A 19,453-nucleotide genomic window follows, 5' to 3' on the forward strand; every position below is an offset into this window, starting at 1 on the left:
ATGCTTATCAAGGTTTAATATGATATTTAATGAGTCTTCTATTCAAATTGGAGTTGAAAGGTGAAGAAGTTCGAAGAAATATGCCTATTAGTTATTGATGACATCAAGTCTGGTAGAAAAAAAGTGGGGGATAAAATACCTTCGATTAGAGCGATGGCAGAAAAACACAAGGTGTCCAAGAATACAGTAGTAAATGCTTATAATATCTTACTCGAGCAACATTGGATCAAGGCGCTACCGAAATCAGGATTTTATGTCGGTGAAGATTTGTCCAATACACCGATGCTGAATTCAACCTCTTTTTATACTGGCATTGATTTATTAGAACAACAGATGATCAATGAGTCTTACCATAAACCTGGTGCGGGCCGCTACCCTAAAGAGTATATGGATAGGCTCAACCTCGAAAGCTACTTAGGGCAGGTAAGTGACAGCGATGAAGTATTACACTTCGACCGTGGTAATGGTGATCCATCTGGTAATATCTTACTTCGAGGACTAATTGTGGATATCCTGAGTAGGCGCGCGTTGACTGTTGAGTCTCAGAACTTATTGATGACCTATGGTACGAATCACAGTTTGGACTTGATCATTAGGCACTTTTTAACCAAAGACGATCATGTCATCGTAGAGTCTCCTGGATATTATCCATTATTTAGTAAGCTTGACTTACATCAAGTCCATATAAATGCTATCAAGCGAACTAGATTTGGTTTAGATTTAAACAATTTAGAGTCAGTCATCCAAAAAAATCATCCTAAGATTTTATTTTTACAGCCTTTTGCCCATAATCCGACAGGGACAGACTTGACTGTCCCCAATATGACAGCTATTCAGGCACTATGCATGAATTATAATGTGCTCATTGTTGAAAATGATCCGTTTTTATTGACAAGAAATAACGCTGCAAGTTACTTTTTTAATAAAGATTGTCCAGTTATTTATGTGAGTAGTTTTTCAAAAACAGTGTCGGCTTCACTCAGGTGCGGTTTTATAGCTGCTTCTAAACCTGTGATCAAATCACTCACACGGTTAAAAATGATCACCGTCATTAACACCTCCTCAATCACTGAAAACATTCTCAATCATCTCATCACCAGCGGTGCTTTAGCCAATCATCTACAAGCCCTTAAAAGCATATCTTATGAGAAGTCAGCCGCTGCCATCACTGCGCTGAACAAAATTGACGGACTCACGCTTTATCCTCACAATCCCAGCGGTAATTTTTTATGGTTTCGTATTCCGATGGATGACAAAAGAGCAGTGAACGATGCAAAAAGTAATAATATTTTTATTGCTCCAGGCAATCTGTTTTTTCCATCCGACCCCGCTTATTTTGCCTTAAGGGTTAATAAATTCTATATAGATAAAGCCACTGTTAAATTCATTAAGACAATCATATTTAATAATCACTAAAGCCTTCTCATTCTCAGCATTTACCAGCACCAACTCTATTTTTAATGTCTTTAAAAATCATTTAGCCTGTAATTTCAAAAAGCCAAGGCAGTAAATAGCCTCTAAGAATACAGCGATATTTGATGATATTGCTGCAGAAATCTTTTACCTCTCCACATCTCCGTTTTTTCTATCAACTGCCTGTCTTGAAGCATAGGTTTTAACTAAAAATGGGTACAGTTTTATGTGAAAAATCATCTCTGTACCCTTGGAAGCGTATTCCGTCCGTGGTATTTCTATTAGAGTCTGATGCAAGTTATTATCTTATGCCAAGGCGGACTGGTAGGGATATTACAGGGAAGAAGTTAACTTTTAAAAGGAGAGTAAATTTGTTAGCTTTATTGGGGTTTTTGACGATTGCTGTATTTTTGGGATTGATACTGACTAAGAAAGTATCCGTAATTGTTTCGCTAATTTTAGTACCGATTGTTTTTGCCTTAATTGGCGGTTTTGGCAGTGAGCTGGGAACCTTTATGTTGGATGGTATTGTCAGTGTCGCACCCACAGGCATCATGTTAGGATTTGCTATTTTGTTTTTTGGCGTGATGAACAATGCAGGTTTATTTGATCCGATGATTTCGAGGATCTTAAAACTGGTTAAAGGAGATCCAGTAAAAATTACCATAGGGACGGTTATTATTGCGATGGTTGCTCACTTAGATGGATCTGGAGCTTCCACTTTTTTGATTACCATTCCTGCGCTGCTACCTCTATACAATAAGTTAGGGATGAGCAGAATTGTACTGGCGGGTATGGTGGCTCTTGGCGCAGGTACTATGAATTTAACGCCTTGGGGCGGACCGACCGCAAGAGCCGCAGCCGCACTAGATGTCAGTACGGCACAATTATTTAATCCTATCATCCCGGCCTTTATAGCGGGTATCGTTTGGATTATTTTTGTAGCATATCTGGTGGGAAAAAAAGAGCGTAAGCGCTTAGGCGTTCAAGAGATGGAGCACAGTTTACATGATGAGATGACGGAAGAAGAGCGCAGTATGCGCCGTCCGAAACTGTTTTGGTTCAACTTGGTTTTAACCATTCTAACCATTGTGGCCTTGGTTCAAGTTTGGTTGCCTTTACCGATCGTCTTTATGGTGGCGTTCGCAGTCGCTGTCCTCATAAATTACCCTAAACCAAATGATCAGATGGATCAAATAAGAACCCAATCCGTAGGCATGATTACCGTTGTTTCTATTATTTTTGCAGCAGGTATTTTTACAGGTATTCTTTCAGGTACTGGTATGATCACGGCTATGGCCACTTCACTGGTCAATATCATTCCAGAGGCTGTGGGTGGCTCTATGGGCGTTATTGTCGCCGTAATAGGTATGCCATTAAGTTTAATTTTCACGCCAGATGCTTATTATTTTGGTGTCATGCCAATTCTCGCGCAAACAGCCAGTGCCTACGGACTTGATCCAATACAAATTGGTCAAGCATCGATGCTGGGACAAATGACAACGGGATTTCCATTGAGCCCGCTGACAGCGTCAACCTTTTTATTAATTGGTTTGGCAGGGGTAGAACTGGCTGACCACCAAAAATTCGTATTCAAATGGGCGTTTGGTACCACAATAGTTATGACTGTAGTGGCCGTTATTACCGGTGTCATTATATAAATAGAATAAAATGGAGTATGCTATGAAATCTATCAAAATAGGGTCGGGCGCAGGTTATTCAGATGACAGGCTACAACCTGCACTTGATATCATTCAGTACGGAGAAGTCGATTACATTGTTTTTGAATGTCTTGCAGAACGTACGATTGCCATTGCACAGCAACGAAAAATGAAGAACCCAAAACAAGGTTATGATAGCTTGCTTGAATATCGCATGGAACAGGTTTTACCGCTTTGTGTAAAAAATAAAGTAAAAATAGTCACCAATATGGGTGCTGCTAATCCAGAAGCGGCTGCCGAAATGATCAAAAATATTGCACAAAAGCAAGGGCTACATAATCTGAAAATAGCAGCAGTCACAGGCGATGATGTATTTTCAAGAATTAATTATTATCAGAATGAAACGCTGCTAGAAAACAACAAACAGATCAAAGACCTTGTCTCGTCAATTGTATCTGCTAACGCGTATATTGGCGCAAGAGGAATTGTTCAAGCGCTTGAATCGGGGGCTGACATTGTGATTACTGGTAGAGCAGCTGATCCGTCCCTATTTCTTGGACCTATGATGTATGAGTTTGGCTGGTCTTTTGAAGATACTGAACTGCTAGGGAAAGGTACCATAGGTGGCCATCTTATGGAGTGCGGTGCTCAAATCACGGGTGGCTATTTTGCAGATCCTGGATATAAAGAAGTGCCAGAACTTTGGAACGTAGGGTTCCCGATTATGGAAGTGGATGAAAAAGGTGATTATAACATTACTAAACTGGATGACGCTGGCGGTTTGGTTTCTCTAGCAACTGTAAAAGAACAATTACTGTATGAAATCCATGATCCAGCCAACTATCTGACTCCCGATGTTATTGCTGACTTTTCCAAGATTCAAGTCGAAGAAGTAGAGAGTAATGTTATTAAGGTATTTGGCGGGTCTGGTAAGCCAAAAACAGGTTTGCTAAAAACCAGTATAGGATATAAAGATGGCTATATTGCTGAGGCAGAAATCAGCTATGGGGGTTCAGGCTCAGTTCAAAGAGCCAATTTAGCAAAAGAAATTATTCAAAAAAGGCTGGCCGCTCAAAACATAGAACCCAATGAAATTCGTTATGATTTTATCGGACTTAACTCATTATATGGAAATAAAATACTGAGTACGCAGGAAGCGGATGAGGTCAGACTTCGTATTGCTACAAGAGTCGAAAATGATGTAATGGCTGAAGCTATTATTCGAGAAGTAGAGTCACTTTATACAAATGGTCCCGCAGGTGGTGGTGGGATTCGCTCAAACATTAAAGAGATCGTTTCAATAGGCTCAATTTTGATTCCAGAAGAAGATACAAATATTAAAATTTCATATTGTGAGGTGACATAAATGAAATTGCGTGAAATAGCTCATTCTCGAACCGGTGATAAAGGTGATATATCAAATATTTCGCTTATAGCATTCAAAAGCGAAGACTATGAGTTGATTAAAGAGAAAGTTACTGAGAGGGTAGTAAAAGAATGGTTCAAGGGTATTGTGCAAGGAAAGGTCGTCCGCTATGAACTGCCAAACCTTAATGCATTCAACTTTGTTATGTATGGAGCCTTAGGTGGTGGTGTTACAAAATCCTTAGCACAGGATATGCACGGGAAAAGTTTAAGTTCTAAATTATTGGATTTAGACATATAAATGGACAAGATTCTTCAATAGAGTGCTATGTTCGATAGAGAAAAAGTGTACATCGCTTAAATTTATAGGCCAGGTCAGGATAGAGCAGCCAACCGAGTAGCAATTGCAATATTAAGACGGTGATTTAAACAGTAAGTAATAGACCTCTTGCAAAAGTCATAGGTTTAGCTCGAAATTAATGATACCAGCAAACAGCTTCATTCTAAGATCATAGCGCTGACGACGATTGCGATATTTATGAGCGACAATTTTGAACAATTTGATTAAGCCTATTTTGTGTTCAACCATAATGCGAAACTTAGCGAGATACTGATTGGCTTGTTTGCATATCTCTAACAGCTGACCCCCACGTGGCTTTTTAAAGGGGGTGAAGCTCTGTTCATGTAACTTTGCAATGCCCTGATAGCCACTATCTGCTAGTAATTTAGCATTGTCAGGAAGCCAATCAGGACAAGTATCTTTATAGAGCTTAAAATCGTGGATTGACCCTTTGCAGGTTTGCACATCAAGTATCAACCCTGTTTGCCAATGAACGATAACCTGCGCTTTCAAGGTGTGTTGTTTTTTCTTACTGAACCGCCCCGGTATTGTCGGAGACTCAACATTCTGAGAGAATACAACGATGAAAACACGACACTACACCCCCGAGATTAAAGACCGCGCCGTTCGCATGCTGATTGAAGTGTCGGGTGATTATCCCTCCACCTGGTCAGCTATTCAAGCCATTGCCCCTAAGATTGGTTGTACGCCTGAAACCCTGCGCTCATGGCACAAGAAGTACATAGACCAAACCATACCTGCCTCAGTGCAAGCTCAAAGTGACAAAGAGCGCATCAAAGCGCTTGAACGTGAGAATAGAGAACTCAAGCAAGCCAATGAGATTATACGTAAGGCTGCTGCTTTTTTCGCCCAGGCGGAGCTCGACCGTCCACACAAGTAATGATCAGTTTTATTGATGATAACAAAGCTGAGTATGAGGTCGAGCCAATCTGTAGAGTATTACCGATTGCCCCGTCAACTTATTATCGTGCTCAAGACTTAAGCGACAACCCACACAAGCGTTCACTGCGCAGTCAGTATGACGACTATTATGTCAGCGAGATTAAACGCATCTGGCAGGACAGTAAATGCCGTTATGGTGCGCGTAAGGTTTGGCAGCAGATGAAATCTGACGGGTTAAAGGTTGCTCGTTGCACCGTAGAGCGTTTAATGAGACAGCATGGCTTACAAGGTGTCTGGCGTGGTAAGGGTAGGATTACTACTAACAGTCGTGATGAGCAGCTGCGGGCGAATGATTTAGTCAATCGTAACTTTAATGCTCATCGTCCTAATCAGCTTTGGGTTGCAGATTTTACCTATATCAAGACCATGAGTGGCTGGGTCTATACCGCTTTTATCATTGATGTGTTTGCCCGTGCTATTGTGGGCTGGAAGGTGTCTAATCGTATGAACACGGATATGGTGATGGCAGCACTCAATCAAGCAATAGCAGATAGAAACAACCCTAAGGATGTGATTCATCATAGCGATCGCGGGGTTCAGTACTTATCCATTCGCTACACTGATAAAATGGCTGACTCAGGCCTTATAGCCTCTGTGGGCACGACGGGTGATTCATACGATAATGCTTTAGCTGAGACGGTCAATGGGCTGTATAAGTCTGAGGTGATTCATTACTTAAAAGAGAGCTGGACTGGCGTTAATGATGTTGAATTAGCAACCCTAGAATGGGTAGACTGGTTTAACAAGAAGCGTCTACATAGCACGATTGGTTGGTGGTGTGTCAAAAAGTATGCTGATTAAAACTTGAAAAATTTTTGAAGCCTTGAAAGCCCTATAGAAACAGAGAACTTAGCATAGATTTCTTATTGACTTCTATCGCCAGCATACTTTTTAGAACACCACCAAAATTTTAATAATTACTATCAGGAGCTATCCTAGGTGACTAGTTTAGCCCTAATAATTGCAACTTTGGGACACTGCCGTTAAAACGCCACTCTTATTCCTTTAAATACAGGTAGAAATACTCTTTTGGCATCCCGTTAAACTTACGCAGATGATGCTTAGCTTGATTTCAAAAACTCTCTATTCCATTGATATGATTTTTATCATGGACAAAGTTTTTGGAGGGGTTAATACAATAATGGGTAAACTCACTGATATCTAAGGCATTATAGTCTCGTTCTGCTAGGGTATACTCAAAAATTATTGAAAGCCTCGTTTAGTTCAATATCTCAAAAACGTTGTTATAAACCCATTTTTTAAATATTTTCTAGCGTTCTTAAAATCTAACTCATACGCTTAATTAAATTGTCCTTTTTTATAAACTGATGATACAACGCTCCCCCAACGTGGGCTATGGTAAATATAATAATCATTGGCCAAATAATATTGGTGTGTAAATCATTATAGAAACGAGCCGCACTACGGTCGGGTGTTACCAAAACTGGAATCTCGAACAATCCGAATATATCAACAGGACGACCACCATATACTGACATTAATAACCCGGCTATGGGCATTGCTATTAACAGCGCATAAAGAGCAAAATGCGTAAGCCTAGCTATGATGCTTTGCCATCTGGGCATTGGAACTGCAGGAGGTGCGTTAGTTAAGAATCGATTCATTAACCGAATAATCGTCCAGAATAAAATACTGATACCAAATGCTTTGTGTAGGCTAATGTATAGCGGATTCTCATTATTACCGTAAAGCAAAATTAAACACCACGTTACTAGCAAGAGTAATGCGCTCAGCCAATGCAATAAACGACTCGTTGCGGGCCACTTCTGGATACGGGGTTGAACCTTATTCATAATAAATCTCTGCAAATAGTTTATTAAAAATCCACTTAAGATAGTTAAATTGCCAAATATAAAACGACAAACTCAGAAAAATTACCTCAATTGCCATTTTGTTATCTTATAAAACGTAAGTATAGAATATCAGTATATAGAAACCATAATATAGTTGACACCATCAACTTTAATTTATATAGTTGCCTTAGTCAACTACATAAAGGTTTCTATATGGCTAAAAATTTGATGAGTGAAACGCTACATCAATTGATGCATACCTACATCAATTTATTGCACGAAGGCATCAAACGACAAGGGCTTGAATTAACAGTAACGCAAATCAGAACTTTAAAAGTCGTATGTTATAACCCTCACAGCACTGCAAAATCAATTGCAGATTACATCGAGCGTGATAAAGCACAAATTACTCGGGCATTGAATGACCTTTTAGCGGCCGATTTGATTATTAAGACAGATAATCCGCAAGATGGTCGCAGTCGACTGCTCGAACTGACGGTTAAAGGCGAGGACATTATGGTAAAGCTCAACGCTGCAGAAGTGTGGGCTAAAAACCAGCTCACGCAGGATTTAACCGCCGTTGAGCTTGCGTTATTCTTTCGAGTCAGTCGCGCCATGATAGATAATGTTAAGAATAGCTGCATTCTTGATGGGTAAAAAATACTGCTGATTTGCCGGACAAACTCCTCTAAAGAATTAGAACAATCAGTAGTAACGACATAAATCATAATAGTAAAAACCTATAAAACATAAAGAATGGCAGAATTCTATGAATAATATAACCCGTCAAAAACCAGTGAAAGAAGTCATGACCGTCACCGCTAAGGAGCGATTGACCCCGCACTATATTCGTATTTATCTTACTGGTCATCCTGACACGATTGCTAATATTGCGACCATGACTATCGGGGTAAACAATAAAGTCGCCATACCAATTGATAAATCCCAACCGCTCAATCTAGAGGATAAGTCCAGTTTTGTGATTCGAACCTATACCCACCGCGGCGTAGATATTGAAAGACAACAAATCTGGATTGATTTTGTCGCTCATGGTGATGAAGCACCCGCTTCGGGGTGGGCAACTCATGCCAAAGTTGGTGACGAGCTTGGGGTGATGATGAGGCCTAAGAATAAAGCGTTATTTCCAGTAGCAGATCAATTTTTATTGGTTGGCGATGCCACGGCTATCCCTGTGCTTGGGGCGATACTTGACAGTCTGCCGAGTAGCGCGACTGGGCAATGTATCATCGAAGTTCATGGTGAAAAAGACGAACAAGTTTTACCAACGTCAGCTAATATTGCAATGACGTGGTTACATAACCCGCATCCTATGCAGGGCAGTCAACTCGCTGCTGTGGTTAAGACGCTTACGCTACCAAGTTCAGAAAACAGCCGTTTTGCTTATATTGCTAGTGAGTTTTCATCAGTTAAAGCCATTCGTCAGTATCTAAAAGGTGAACTGGGGTGGTTAAAAGACGAGCTATACGCCTTTTCATATTGGAAATCAGGCTTTGCTGAAGACCAATCTGCGAGTGATCGACGTGCAGAAAAAGAGGCAGACTAAAATAGAAAAATGATAGTAAATAGACGAGAAAGATTGGTTCCCATAACTCTTTTTTGACCAACAGCTATAGCAACTATAAACCACTGTGAAACCGTTAAATTTTCCAGGTAAGTCAAGGCGCGGCAACTTTTGCCAGAATGACGCATAAGAGGCATGATAAATACAGTAAGTCGCATTGATAAGTAACACAGACAGGATCAAATATAATTTATTTTATTCACCCTGTTCAAGATCTTCTAGTATTGCGCACTCTGCGTTTTCATCACCTGAGCAATGATCAGCAGAAATCTGTAATAAGCTCACCATATCTTGCAATTGAGCTATTTTTTGTTTCAAAGTTGCGATATGTTGCAGTGTCAATTGTTTAACATCAGCACTCTGCCGATCTGTATTTTTCCGCAAATCAAGCAACTCTTTCATCTGTTTGGACGAAAAACCTAAATCGCGAGCCTGTTTTAAAAAGCATAAGCCTTTTATATCTTGTTTAGAGTACATTCGATAACCTGAATTCGAGCGCTTTGCGGCATCAAGCAACCCGATCTGTTCATAATAGCGGATCATTTTGGGAGAGATTCCTGATTGCTCTGACGCTTGACCGATATTCATAACTTTCCTCCTGATATAAAAAGAGTTAAAGCCAAATGACTACTTTGAATCGCGACTTTAACCCTATCTTAATACAATCTATGCTTTAATCATTGGCACCTGAAAATACTTTAAGCGAAAGGCATTACCTAGCACAAAAACAGAGGATAGGGCCATTGCTCCTGCAGCAAAAATAGGTGACAACAAAATTCCAAACGCTGGATATAAAACCCCTGCGGCAATTGGAATTAAAGCAATGTTATAGAAAAATGCCCAAAATAGATTTTGTCGAATATTTTTGATAGTTGCTTTACTTAAAGCAATCGCATTAGGGACACCTTGTAGACTACCTGACATCAACACAACGTCTGCGGCTTCAATCGCCACATCTGTCCCTGTCCCAATCGCTAGACCGACATCAGCTTGGGCTAGCGCAGGCGCATCATTAATACCATCGCCAACAAAAGCCACGCGACCATACTGTTGTTGCAGTTGACGTATCGCATCTACTTTTCCATCAGGCAACACTTCTGCGATCACTTGATCAATATGTAATTTTGCTGCAATTGCTTGGGCGGTATGCCGATTGTCGCCTGTAATCATTGCCACTTTTAAGCCCAATTGATGTAAACCTGCAATAGCGGCATAAGTGGTATCTTTAATAGGGTCTGCAACGGCAATAATGGCGGCTAGCTTTTGGTCAATCGCGACATAAAGTGGGGTTTTACCTTCTTGTCCTAAGCGTGCAGCCTCGTTTTCAAAAGGTGTAACATCAAGCTCTAATTGCTTCATATAACGATCAGCACCAATATGAATGGTTTGACCTGCCACTTCCGCTTTAATTCCAAATCCCGTCACAGACTCAAAGTTGGTAATCGGTAATAAGCTGATATTTTGTTGTTCTGCAGCCTGAACAATGGCTACGGCAATGGGATGTTCAGATTTTGCCTCAACCGATGCCACAATACGCAAGACTTGCTCATGTTGAAACCCTTGTTGGACATGAAAATCCGTTAAAGTTGGTTTACCTTCGGTCAAGGTGCCGGTTTTATCGACTGCAATGACCTTAACTTCCTGTAGAGCTTGCAACGCTTCACCTTTACGAAATAACACGCCCATTTCTGCACCGCGACCTGTACCGACCATAATAGACGTAGGGGTTGCCAATCCCATTGCACAGGGACAAGCAATAATTAAGACGGCAACGGCGTTGACAAGACTAAATGTCAAAGCAGGTTCAGGACCAAAAATAAACCAGACTATAAAAGTCAGAGCGGCTAAGAGCATGACCATGGGGACAAACCACATCGTGACTTTATCAACCAATGCCTGAATCGGTAATTTAGATCCTTGAGCCTGTTCAACCATGCGAATGATTTGTGCCAATACCGAAGATTCTCCGATAGCCGTTGCCCGAAAATTCAAAGTTCCATTTTGATTGACCGTCCCTCCTACCACTTGATCGCCCACTTGTTTTTTGACAGGAATGGGTTCACCTGTAATCATGGATTCATCAATATAGCTTTGACCTTCAATAACTTCACCATCAACAGGAACACGCTCACCGGGACGAATCTCAACGATCGTTTCTGTGGTCACTTCTGCAATCGTTACTTCCACCACTTGTCCGTTATGGTGAACACGCGCTGTTTTTGCTTGCATACCAACTAAGTGTTGAATGGCTTGAGAGGTACGTCCTTTGGCTTTTGCCTCAAAATAACGCCCTAATAAAATTAAGCTCACAATCACAGCGGCCGCTTCATAATACACATTCACGGTGCCCTCGGGTAGAACTTGTGGAATAAATGTTGCAATGAGAGAAAAGCTATAAGCCGCCAGTGTTCCAACCGCCACCAATGAGTTCATATCTGGGGCAAAACGCCATAATGCCGGAATACCTTTTTGATAAAAACGTCGGCCTGGAAAGATGAGTACCAGTGTAGTCAAAACAAATTGAATCAGCCAGCTTTGTTGCGTGCCGATATTGTCCATGACCCACATATGAAAAGCTGGAATCATATGTGATCCCATTTCTAGAATAAAAACAGGCATGGCTAAAATTAAAGAGATCATTAAATCTCGTTTCAGCTGTTGCTGTTCCGTGGCTTTTTTATCCTGTTGAACACTCACACTTTGCTCAATCTGCTTAGCTGTGTATCCCGCTTTTTTAACGGCTTGAATCAAATCGCTGCTCTGTACTTGAGCGTTGCCTTGTACCCATGCGCGTTCAGTAGCAAGGTTGACGTTTGCTTGTTGTACGCCCTCAACTTTTTTTAATGCTTTTTCTACCCGTCCAACACAGGAAGCACAAGTCATACCTTCTATCGACAGCTCAATCGGCTGAGATGCCAAGATCTTATAACCGGCTCGTTCTACGGCTTTGGTTACTGCGATAAGGTCTAAAGGTTGAGATGAGGAAATCATGGCTTTTTCAGTCGCAAGATTCACCTCAGCATTTTCAACACCTTCAACTTTTTTTAATGCTTTTTCTACTCGTCCCACACATGAAGCACAAGTCATACCCTCAATGGGCAATGTCTCACTATAAAGATAAGACTTACTATTTTCTGAATTCATAACAGCCTCTATCATGTTCAATCTATTATCAACAGCATATAGGTTGACATCATGGTAAGGTCAAGTATATTTTTTCAAAAATGTGTTTGACCTTACCATTATGACAAGGCTTAAGCTTAGTGATGAAATAAAACTTATTTGGAGAAAGGGTATGAAACTATTGATTGCAAATATGAACTGTGGCGGTTGTGCCCGTGGTGTGACAGCAGCTATTCAGAATATCGACTCAAAGGCCAAGGTTAAGATTGATTTAGCAGCCAAAGTGGTCAGTATCGAAACCATCGCCAGTATTGAGCAGATGACAGCTGCTTTAGCAAAAGGCGGTTTCCCTGCACAAGCGCAATGAATCAGCCTTATAAACGCGCAGCCTATCTGTTTGACAGAAAGGACGATGGGCTGAATCACATCTGAAAATATTGACCAGTTGAAAAAAATCTGACATGGGCAACTGCATCTTAGTGATGCGTTTGCCCCGCGCCTTTGGTTATAGGTCTACTTTTAATGATAAAAAGTGGACAGTGTTATCAAAATGAATACTTTATCTATGACACGAGTTATCGGCAAGCGCATGCAATATTCCGCAGGATTCAGCTAGCGCTTCACTTGCGCATTTTTGCCGCAACGCTAGTAGATGTTGCTTTAATTGTATCAGCTCTTCCATACGTGTCTCTACCGCATCGATATGCTCATCCAATAGCACATTGACCTCACCGCAGTTTTCATCAGGTTTATCTCTATATTGAAGCAGGGTTCGTACTTCATCCAAAGTCATATCGAGCGTACGGCAGTGCAGGATAAATTGTAGACGCTCAAAATGCGCTTCATTATACAAACGATAGTTGCCTTGGCTACGCGCAGGTTTTGGTAATAACCTCTCTTTCTCATAATAGCGAATGGTTTCGACCGTCGCACCGGTGCGCGTGGCAAGCTCACCAATTTTGATTAGCATGTGTATCTCCTTAAATAGTATTTTCTATTATCTAAACAATAAAGTAACTATAAGGTTTGCTGATAAAAAATCAAACCTCTTTATCGTTAAAAGTCTTGACCCTAAAGTTACTATAGGGTTCATACTGCCTTTAACAAGAGGAGAAGTGATTATGCAATATCATATTGAAGGTATGGACTGTGCCAGTTGTGTTGGTAAAATCGAGCGGGCGTTAATGCGAATACCTGGTGTCTCTGAGGTTCAGTTAAACTTTGCGACTCAAAAGCTAGAGCTAACCTTGGCGCCTGATACGAATACTGGCGTTAAAGATATCGAGAAAACCATTAAAAGCCTAGGGTTTGGTGTGTCAGCGTTAACGGGTCAACAAAATGAGAGGGGCAATGATGGTAATCAATCAGCGGTGGACAATCAGCGCTGGTGGCAAACCATAAAAGGCAAACAGGTCATTGGTACGGGGCTTTTGATGGGTGCCGCATATGTATTGTCTTTAATTTTCCCTGAATATGGCGCATGGGCTTTTATTGCCGCTGTGGCTATCGGTGTCCTACCATTTGCTCGCAAAGCTTCTGCACTGGCGTTAGCAGGATCGCCTTTTTCAATTGAAATGCTCATGTCTGTTGCGGCTATTGGCGCGCTTATCATAGGTGAAGCTGAAGAAGCGGCTGCCGTGGTCTTTTTATTCTCGGTTGGGGAGCTATTAGAGAGTGTCGCAGCTAATCGTGCGCGCGCAGGAATCAGAGCATTATCGTCGCTTGTACCAAAGACAGCTATTTTACTGGACGCGCAAGGACAACAACGTCAGGTGGCAGCGACTTCACTACAAGTGAATGATAAGGTGCTTGTGCGTCCTGGTGATAGAGTCTCTGCTGATGGCGTGATTGTTCAAGGTACGTCTAGCCTTGATGAGTCACCTGTGACGGGAGAATCTGTTCCTGTTGCCAAAACCATAGGCGATGAGGTCTTTGCTGGATCTATCAACGTTGATGTGGTACTACAAATACGCGTAGAAAAAACAGCGGCAGATAATACAATTGCTCGTATTATTGAGCTTGTGGAGCGGGCACAAGCGTCCAAAGCACCGACTGCACGCTTTATTGAAACCTTTAGCCGCTACTATACGCCTATCGTTATGGCGATTGCGGCTTTAGTGATTATTATCCCACCTCTACTGATGGGAGCAGAATGGGGAGTATGGCTATACCGTGGTTTAGCGCTATTACTGATCGCCTGTCCTTGTGCTCTTGTGCTGTCAACACCTGCCGCTATTGCCTCAGGTTTGGCTGTCGGCACGCGCCATGGACTGCTTATCAAAGGAGGTAATGTCATGGAGTTGGTGGGTCAGGTCAACACTGTCGCTTTTGATAAAACGGGTACTTTGACCGAGGGCAAACCTCGAGTAACCGATATCATTGATTTTAAAACAGTACATGGCGATGCTGAGGGTCGCGATAAACTACTGTCACTGTTTGCAAGTGTCGATGCTACCTCCAGTCATCCGCTTGCTATCGCTATTGTGGATCATGCCAAAGCCGCTAAGGTAGTCATACCTGGATCCTCCAACGCCTTTGCGACCGCAGGTAAAGCGGTTCATGCAACGGTTGCTGGACGCTCTTTGGCCATCGGCTCACCAGTCTACGTCGCTGAGAAAGTGATGTTGCCAGCTGAGCAGCAGATTCAAATTGAGATGCTACAAAATGATGGTAAAACGGTTTCTATTTTGTTTGATGAGCAAACGAGGGAGGCGCTCGGATTGGTCGCTCTACGTGATGAGTTACGAGAGGATGCAAAGCAGGCCATTGCCCAGCTTAACAAGATGAACGTGCGCTCCGTCATGCTCACAGGTGACAACAGTCGTACGGCAAAAGCGCTTGCCAGTCAGTTAGATATAGAGTGGAAAGCTGAGCTGTTACCTGAAGACAAGCTACGTCTACTCAGTGAGATGCAAAGCAATAGTAAAATAGCGATGATTGGTGATGGTATCAATGATGCACCCGCTTTGGCAGCGGCAGACATTGGCATTGCGATGGGCAGTGGCACGGATGTGGCTATCGAAACGGCTGATATTGCCCTATTAAAAAGCCGCGTGATAGACGTTGCTAACCTTATTGCCTTATCCCGCGCCACCATGAGAAATATCCATCAAAATGTCATATTTGCACTTGGGTTAAAGGGCATATTTCTGATAACCACTGTGCTCGGCGTGACAGGGCTTTGGATTGCTGTGCTAGCGGATACTGGTGCTACAGTACTGGTGACGCTGAATGCATTGCGTTTACTGCGTTTTAAAACAAGATCTTCCGATTAATTATCATTAAAGGATAAGGCGGTCGCAACTACATTGGGACCGTTTTATTAAACCTATCTCCTGCCTACAAGCAGTCAATGCACCTACCTTTAATCCAGAAATCGCCTAAACCTATCACTCTTCATCCAGAGTAAATCTGCGCCGATATTCGCTAGGGGTCAAACCAACAATGCGCTTAAATATTTTACGAAATGCACTGGCATCACTATAACCAACTTTCCACGCTATTTGCTCAACAGGAGACGACGAGAACTGTAGAAAATCTTTGGCATTGCCGATGCGTAATCGCTGACAGTATTCTGTGGATGTCATGCCCGTTGCCTTATGAAAACGCCGCAGAAAAGTACGCTCTTCTAGCTGCGCGTAATTGGCGAGGGTGGATAAGTCAATATCTTGTGCATTGGTTCTTTGTAGCCAATGCTGCACTTTTAATATGGCTGCGTCACCATGGGTGAGTATTGGAGAAAATGCACTGTAATAACATTGTTCACGCCTTGAGGGATCAATTAACAACGCACGAGCGGTCTCATTCATCACTTGTGAGCCAAGAAAGCGATCCACCATCCTAAGCCCCAAGTCCGTCCAAGCCATCGCGCCACCAGCGGTCACAATATCACCGTCTTCGATAATAATGCGATCCACATCAAGATCGACATCGGGGAAGCGCTGTTCAAACTCTTCTACATAACCCCAATGCGTCGTTGCTTTGCGTTTGGATAGGAGTCCCGTCTCGCCCAGTAAAAAAGCACCGGCGCAGACGGATGACAGTATCACACCTGTGGAATGCTGATCTCTTAGCCATTCCAGCCATGGTGCCGCTGCTTGCTTTGCAATTGGCGTCTCTAACGTGGGTGGAATGATGATAGCTGTTAACCTTCCTGCACTATCAGAATTGCTCGAAAAAGTGCAGGTAGGTCGCAGATCAGCATCTTTAATTTCCCAGTGACTCACTTGTAAAGGCAGATCGGTTGTATCTCGATGTTTGGCGGCGATCTTACTGGCAATGACTAGTAAATCAGTCAAGCCAAGGACGGCCGCCATTTGAGCCTTCTCATAAACAACTAACCCAATTTCAATAGCGTCTTTTTGATTCATATGTCGTTATTAACCTCTTGTGTGTCGATGTAGCCACTCGTTAGTGTGTCACAGCGCTTATATAATGTACGCCTATACAGTCACTTTGATAAAAAAAGGAATCATCATGAGCACAAAAGCACTGATCGTTGTAGATATTCAAAATGAGTATTTTCCGCAAGGTAACTTATCACTCGTAGGTATTAACGAAGCCGCTGCCAATGCGGCGTTGGTTATTGCGTCTGCTAGAGAAAAAGGCCATACCGTCATTCATATCCGTCATGAGATGCCATCAAATGAAGCACCAATCTTTACGCCTGGTACTGATGGTGTAGAAATCAATGAGAAAGTAAAGCCTATAGAGGGCGAAGCCGTCATCACTAAGCATTACCCCAATTCGTTTCGTGAGACCTCTCTTAAAGATCTGCTTGATAAAGAAAACATCAAAGACGTTACCGTGATTGGCGCCATGAGCCATATGTGTATTGATGCAACCGTTCGTGCTGCGGTTGACTTTGGCTATACAACGACCACCATCCATGATGCCTGTGCCACGCTTGATCTTGAATTTAATGGCACGACCGTACCCGCAGCTCAGGCTCATGCCACCATTATGGCAGCGATTGAATTCCTATATGGCGAAGTGATTGACACCCAAACTTGGATTGCGCGTTAGTCATAAGTTTTTAAGCAAACCATTATTAACTCATAACATAGACTCATCAATAAGGTAACCATTATGAATATAACGAAATCGCTGACCGGCACCACACTATTAAGTGGTTTCATTTTGTTAACCGCATGTACCACCTTTGCCAGTCCAGCGACCAATTCTAACGCGGTAAAACAGACGGCGACTAATACGGTGGAATTTCAGCAAATCCGTAATGCCACGATCAAGCTTGATTATGACGGTACCACGTTTTTAGTCGATCCGATGCTCGCGGCTAAAAACGCTTATCCAGGGTTTGAAGGCACAGTAAATAGCCAAATACGCTATCCAATGGTCGATTTGCCTATATCCGTTGAAGAGGTGCTTAAGGCGGATGCTATTATTTTGACCCATTTACATGCTGATCATTGGGATGATGCTGCACGTAACTTAGTGCCTCGTGACATGCCAATTTTTACCCAAGATGAAGCCGATGCAGCAATCGTACGTAAAGATGGCTTTACGGATGTCAGAGTATTGACAGAGCAAGGTGTGGTGTTTAAAGGCACTAAAATCAATAAAACCATCGGACAGCATGGCACTGATGCGATGTATAAAGTTCCAGCGCTTGCTCAGTTACTTGGCAAAACGATGGGAATTGTGTTCCAAAAGCCAAACTATAAGACGGTCTATGTAGTAGGAGATACCATTTGGCATAAGGAAGTAGAAGACGCACTTACTCGCTACAAGCCTGATGCGGTCATCCTCAACACAGGCTATGCACAGCTGACTACCTTTGTCGATGATTCTATCATCATGGGTAAAGACGATGTATATCGTGCGTATAAATTCTCTCCTAATGCTCAGATCGTGAGCGTACATATGGATACGGTTAATCATGCCACGCTCACGAAGGCAGAGCTGTGCCGTTTTATCGAAGAAAAACACTTAAACAAACAGCGTGCGCTTGTTCCTAATGATGGTCAAACCTATAAATTCTAGTTCTTTAGAAGTCAATTTTTAGAAGCTTCCCTGTGTGGCAATGCTCAAAGTGTGTTGCCACATATAATAAACACTGCATAGCTGAGACAGTTTATGAATATGCCAAATAATTCTGGCAACGCACCTTTCGTTCTCTCGGTTCTCGACAATGCCTTCACCGGCGTTGGCCACACAGTAGAGGACACCTTTAAAGAGATGATCGCGCTTGCAAAACTGGCGGATAAAAGGGGCTTTCAGCGGTTTTGGATGTCTGAACATCATGCTATGCCGGGCGCCGCAGTTCCTTCTCCACAGATGATGGTGGCTCGGCTTACTGGTGAAACCGAGCGCATTAGGCTTGGTGCAGGCGGTATCATGCTACCGAATCATGTGCCTCTGGTGGTCGCTGAGCAATTTGGCATGCTTGATGCGATGGCGCCAGGACGGATTGATCTTGGTTTGGGACGGGCGCCCGGTACGGACGGCGCAACGGCGTCAGCTTTGCGTCGTCACCATGCGGCGAACGATGAGTTTCCTCAGCAAGTCACAGAGTTGTTGGGCTTTTTAGAGAATAGTTTTCCAAAAGGCCATCCTTATAGTGAGGTTCATGCGGTGCCAGGCCCATGGCAGGCTGAGCAAAATCGAGTACCACCATCACAGACCACAGCTGATGTCTGGATCTTGGGGTCATCGACTTATTCAGCGCAACTGGCAGCACAGCTTGGCAGACCTTATGCGTTTGCCTTGCAGTTTGGCAGTGCTGATGTTTTAAATGCCATGCGCATTTACCGAGAGAATTTCCGTCCATCACAATTCCTAGCCAAGCCATACAGTTTGGTTAGTATAGGTGCGATTGCGGACGAAGATCCTGTAGAAGCACGTCGCCAGTCAACGTCGTCTGCCATGGCAATGTTGAGAATGTTCCAGCGTAAACCTTTTGCTTTACTGCCCCCTGATGAAGTCGCGGCTTTTCAAGGCAATTTACAAGAGCACCAGATTATTGAACAGTATACTGATCAAACCCTTCATGGCACTGCTGCCGAGGTAGCAAAAGGTTTGGAGGATCTTCAGGAGCAGACAGAGGTCGATGAGGTCATGATGGTGGTACAGGGCTATTCGCGACGCGCCCAATTGCGCACTGTTGAGCTAATCGCAAATCTCTATGGTATGCCAAGTCACTAGGGCGTGTCCCTAATCTAGAAAAGTAGGT

Annotated in this window: 18 protein-coding genes, 1 pseudogene and 1 other annotated feature; of the genes and pseudogenes, 12 read left to right on the forward strand and 7 right to left on the reverse strand. The window is 42.7% G+C overall.

Annotated features, from left to right (window positions below; all coding sequences use genetic code 11):
* Positions 1-60: 60 nt before the first annotated feature.
* The 4 genes from AB8P72_RS04900 (at position 61) to AB8P72_RS04915 (ending at position 4,740) form a co-directional block, all read left to right on the forward strand.
* Positions 61-1,416 carry a PLP-dependent aminotransferase family protein gene (locus tag AB8P72_RS04900; RefSeq protein ID WP_369958115.1) on the forward strand — a complete coding sequence of 452 codons (1,356 nt, stop codon included), beginning with the start codon at positions 61-63 and terminating at the stop codon, positions 1,414-1,416.
* Between the two features lie 368 nt (positions 1,417-1,784).
* Positions 1,785-3,074: a CitMHS family transporter gene (locus AB8P72_RS04905; RefSeq protein ID WP_198328005.1), complete on the forward strand. Its 1,290-nt coding sequence runs from the start codon at positions 1,785-1,787 to the stop codon at positions 3,072-3,074.
* A gap of 22 nt (positions 3,075-3,096) precedes the next feature.
* On the forward strand, positions 3,097-4,440 hold the full coding sequence (locus AB8P72_RS04910) for an acyclic terpene utilization AtuA family protein (protein WP_198328004.1): 1,344 nt from the start codon (positions 3,097-3,099) through the stop codon (positions 4,438-4,440).
* On the forward strand, positions 4,441-4,740 hold the full coding sequence (locus AB8P72_RS04915; RefSeq protein ID WP_238060452.1) for a hypothetical protein: 300 nt from the start codon (positions 4,441-4,443) through the stop codon (positions 4,738-4,740).
* 156 nt (positions 4,741-4,896) lie between these two features.
* On the opposite strand, the gene AB8P72_RS04920 is transcribed toward AB8P72_RS04915, so the two are convergent.
* Entirely contained in the window at positions 4,897-5,292 is a 396-nt protein-coding gene (locus AB8P72_RS04920) for a transposase family protein (RefSeq protein ID WP_198328002.1), read from the reverse strand.
* A gap of 70 nt (positions 5,293-5,362) precedes the next feature.
* Here AB8P72_RS04920 and AB8P72_RS04925 point away from each other — a divergent pair.
* Positions 5,363-6,543, forward strand: a protein-coding gene (locus AB8P72_RS04925) for an IS3 family transposase (protein WP_198328001.1) whose coding sequence is annotated in 2 segments (ribosomal slippage) — positions 5,363-5,648 and positions 5,648-6,543 — 1,182 coding nt in all. Because the reading frame shifts where the segments join, the coding sequence is not laid out codon by codon here.
* Positions 5,638-5,754, forward strand: a sequence feature (AL1L pseudoknot). (Overlaps the previous gene by 117 nt.)
* 199 nt (positions 6,544-6,742) lie before the next feature.
* Here AB8P72_RS04925 and AB8P72_RS04930 read toward each other — a convergent pair.
* Positions 6,743-6,937, reverse strand: a pseudogene (locus AB8P72_RS04930) (IS1595 family transposase); the annotation flags it as partial.
* A gap of 91 nt (positions 6,938-7,028) precedes the next feature.
* Entirely contained in the window at positions 7,029-7,556 is a 528-nt protein-coding gene (locus tag AB8P72_RS04935) for a cytochrome b (protein WP_369958116.1), read from the reverse strand.
* A 213-nt stretch (positions 7,557-7,769) separates the two neighbouring features.
* Between AB8P72_RS04935 and AB8P72_RS04940 the strand changes: the two genes are divergently transcribed.
* Both AB8P72_RS04940 and AB8P72_RS04945 read left to right on the forward strand, forming a co-directional pair.
* A complete protein-coding gene (locus tag AB8P72_RS04940; protein WP_198328000.1) occupies positions 7,770-8,213 on the forward strand; it encodes a MarR family winged helix-turn-helix transcriptional regulator in 444 nt (147 codons plus the stop codon).
* 112 nt (positions 8,214-8,325) lie between these two features.
* Complete coding sequence (locus AB8P72_RS04945) at positions 8,326-9,120, forward strand: siderophore-interacting protein (protein WP_198328188.1); 795 nt, start codon at positions 8,326-8,328, stop codon at positions 9,118-9,120.
* A 213-nt stretch (positions 9,121-9,333) separates the two neighbouring features.
* Here the strand turns inward: AB8P72_RS04945 and cueR are convergent, their stop codons facing one another.
* Both cueR and AB8P72_RS04955 read right to left on the reverse strand, forming a co-directional pair.
* The gene (cueR, locus tag AB8P72_RS04950; protein WP_191692463.1) at positions 9,334-9,726 is read right to left on the reverse strand and encodes a Cu(I)-responsive transcriptional regulator; all 393 of its coding nucleotides are present in this window, start codon (positions 9,724-9,726) and stop codon (positions 9,334-9,336) included.
* Positions 9,727-9,804: 78 nt separating this feature from the next.
* Entirely contained in the window at positions 9,805-12,282 is a 2,478-nt protein-coding gene (locus AB8P72_RS04955) for a heavy metal translocating P-type ATPase (protein ID WP_198328185.1), read from the reverse strand.
* Positions 12,283-12,433: 151 nt separating this feature from the next.
* On the opposite strand from AB8P72_RS04955, the gene AB8P72_RS04960 reads away from it, so the two are divergent.
* Positions 12,434-12,628 (forward strand): heavy-metal-associated domain-containing protein, encoded by a 195-nt coding sequence (locus AB8P72_RS04960; protein WP_025646094.1) that lies wholly within the window; start codon positions 12,434-12,436, stop codon positions 12,626-12,628.
* Positions 12,629-12,820: 192 nt separating this feature from the next.
* Here the strand turns inward: AB8P72_RS04960 and cadR are convergent, their stop codons facing one another.
* A complete protein-coding gene (gene cadR, locus AB8P72_RS04965; RefSeq protein ID WP_068406859.1) occupies positions 12,821-13,231 on the reverse strand; it encodes a Cd(II)/Pb(II)-responsive transcriptional regulator in 411 nt (136 codons plus the stop codon).
* Between the two features lie 151 nt (positions 13,232-13,382).
* Here cadR and AB8P72_RS04970 point away from each other — a divergent pair, with 151 nt between their 5' ends.
* On the forward strand, positions 13,383-15,536 hold the full coding sequence (locus tag AB8P72_RS04970) for a heavy metal translocating P-type ATPase (protein ID WP_369958117.1): 2,154 nt from the start codon (positions 13,383-13,385) through the stop codon (positions 15,534-15,536).
* A 114-nt stretch (positions 15,537-15,650) separates the two neighbouring features.
* On the opposite strand, the gene AB8P72_RS04975 is transcribed toward AB8P72_RS04970, so the two are convergent.
* Positions 15,651-16,577: a GlxA family transcriptional regulator gene (locus AB8P72_RS04975; protein ID WP_369958118.1), complete on the reverse strand. Its 927-nt coding sequence runs from the start codon at positions 16,575-16,577 to the stop codon at positions 15,651-15,653.
* Between the two features lie 160 nt (positions 16,578-16,737).
* Here AB8P72_RS04975 and AB8P72_RS04980 point away from each other — a divergent pair, with 160 nt between their 5' ends.
* From AB8P72_RS04980 to AB8P72_RS04990, 3 genes are all read left to right on the forward strand, one after another.
* Complete coding sequence (locus AB8P72_RS04980; protein ID WP_369958119.1) at positions 16,738-17,286, forward strand: cysteine hydrolase family protein; 549 nt, start codon at positions 16,738-16,740, stop codon at positions 17,284-17,286.
* Positions 17,287-17,349: 63 nt separating this feature from the next.
* A complete protein-coding gene (locus tag AB8P72_RS04985) occupies positions 17,350-18,264 on the forward strand; it encodes an MBL fold metallo-hydrolase (protein ID WP_369958120.1) in 915 nt (304 codons plus the stop codon).
* A gap of 99 nt (positions 18,265-18,363) precedes the next feature.
* Positions 18,364-19,425 (forward strand): LLM class flavin-dependent oxidoreductase, encoded by a 1,062-nt coding sequence (locus AB8P72_RS04990; RefSeq protein WP_369958121.1) that lies wholly within the window; start codon positions 18,364-18,366, stop codon positions 19,423-19,425.
* Positions 19,426-19,453: the final 28 nt, after the last annotated feature.

This window comes from Psychrobacter sp. CLB018 (assembly GCF_041222815.1).
GTDB lineage: Bacteria > Pseudomonadota > Gammaproteobacteria > Pseudomonadales > Moraxellaceae > Psychrobacter > Psychrobacter faecalis.

Excerpts from the sequence above, each read along its gene's own strand:
- AB8P72_RS04955 (WP_198328185.1), bottom strand. The coding sequence starts at position 12,282 with ATGAATTCAGAAAATAGTAAGTCTTATCTTTATAGTGAGACATTGCCC.
- AB8P72_RS04990 (WP_369958121.1), top strand. The coding sequence starts at position 18,364 with ATGCCAAATAATTCTGGCAACGCACCTTTCGTTCTCTCGGTTCTCGAC.
- cueR (WP_191692463.1), bottom strand. The coding sequence starts at position 9,726 with ATGAATATCGGTCAAGCGTCAGAGCAATCAGGAATCTCTCCCAAAATG.
- cadR (WP_068406859.1), bottom strand. The coding sequence starts at position 13,231 with ATGCTAATCAAAATTGGTGAGCTTGCCACGCGCACCGGTGCGACGGTC.
- AB8P72_RS04980 (WP_369958119.1), top strand. The coding sequence starts at position 16,738 with ATGAGCACAAAAGCACTGATCGTTGTAGATATTCAAAATGAGTATTTT.
- AB8P72_RS04915 (WP_238060452.1), top strand. The coding sequence starts at position 4,441 with ATGAAATTGCGTGAAATAGCTCATTCTCGAACCGGTGATAAAGGTGAT.
- AB8P72_RS04940 (WP_198328000.1), top strand. The coding sequence starts at position 7,770 with ATGGCTAAAAATTTGATGAGTGAAACGCTACATCAATTGATGCATACC.
- AB8P72_RS04975 (WP_369958118.1), bottom strand. The coding sequence starts at position 16,577 with ATGGCGGCCGTCCTTGGCTTGACTGATTTACTAGTCATTGCCAGTAAG.
- AB8P72_RS04970 (WP_369958117.1), top strand. The coding sequence starts at position 13,383 with ATGCAATATCATATTGAAGGTATGGACTGTGCCAGTTGTGTTGGTAAA.
- AB8P72_RS04935 (WP_369958116.1), bottom strand. The coding sequence starts at position 7,556 with ATGAATAAGGTTCAACCCCGTATCCAGAAGTGGCCCGCAACGAGTCGT.
- AB8P72_RS04945 (WP_198328188.1), top strand. The coding sequence starts at position 8,326 with ATGAATAATATAACCCGTCAAAAACCAGTGAAAGAAGTCATGACCGTC.
- AB8P72_RS04985 (WP_369958120.1), top strand. The coding sequence starts at position 17,350 with ATGAATATAACGAAATCGCTGACCGGCACCACACTATTAAGTGGTTTC.
- AB8P72_RS04910 (WP_198328004.1), top strand. The coding sequence starts at position 3,097 with ATGAAATCTATCAAAATAGGGTCGGGCGCAGGTTATTCAGATGACAGG.
- AB8P72_RS04960 (WP_025646094.1), top strand. The coding sequence starts at position 12,434 with ATGAAACTATTGATTGCAAATATGAACTGTGGCGGTTGTGCCCGTGGT.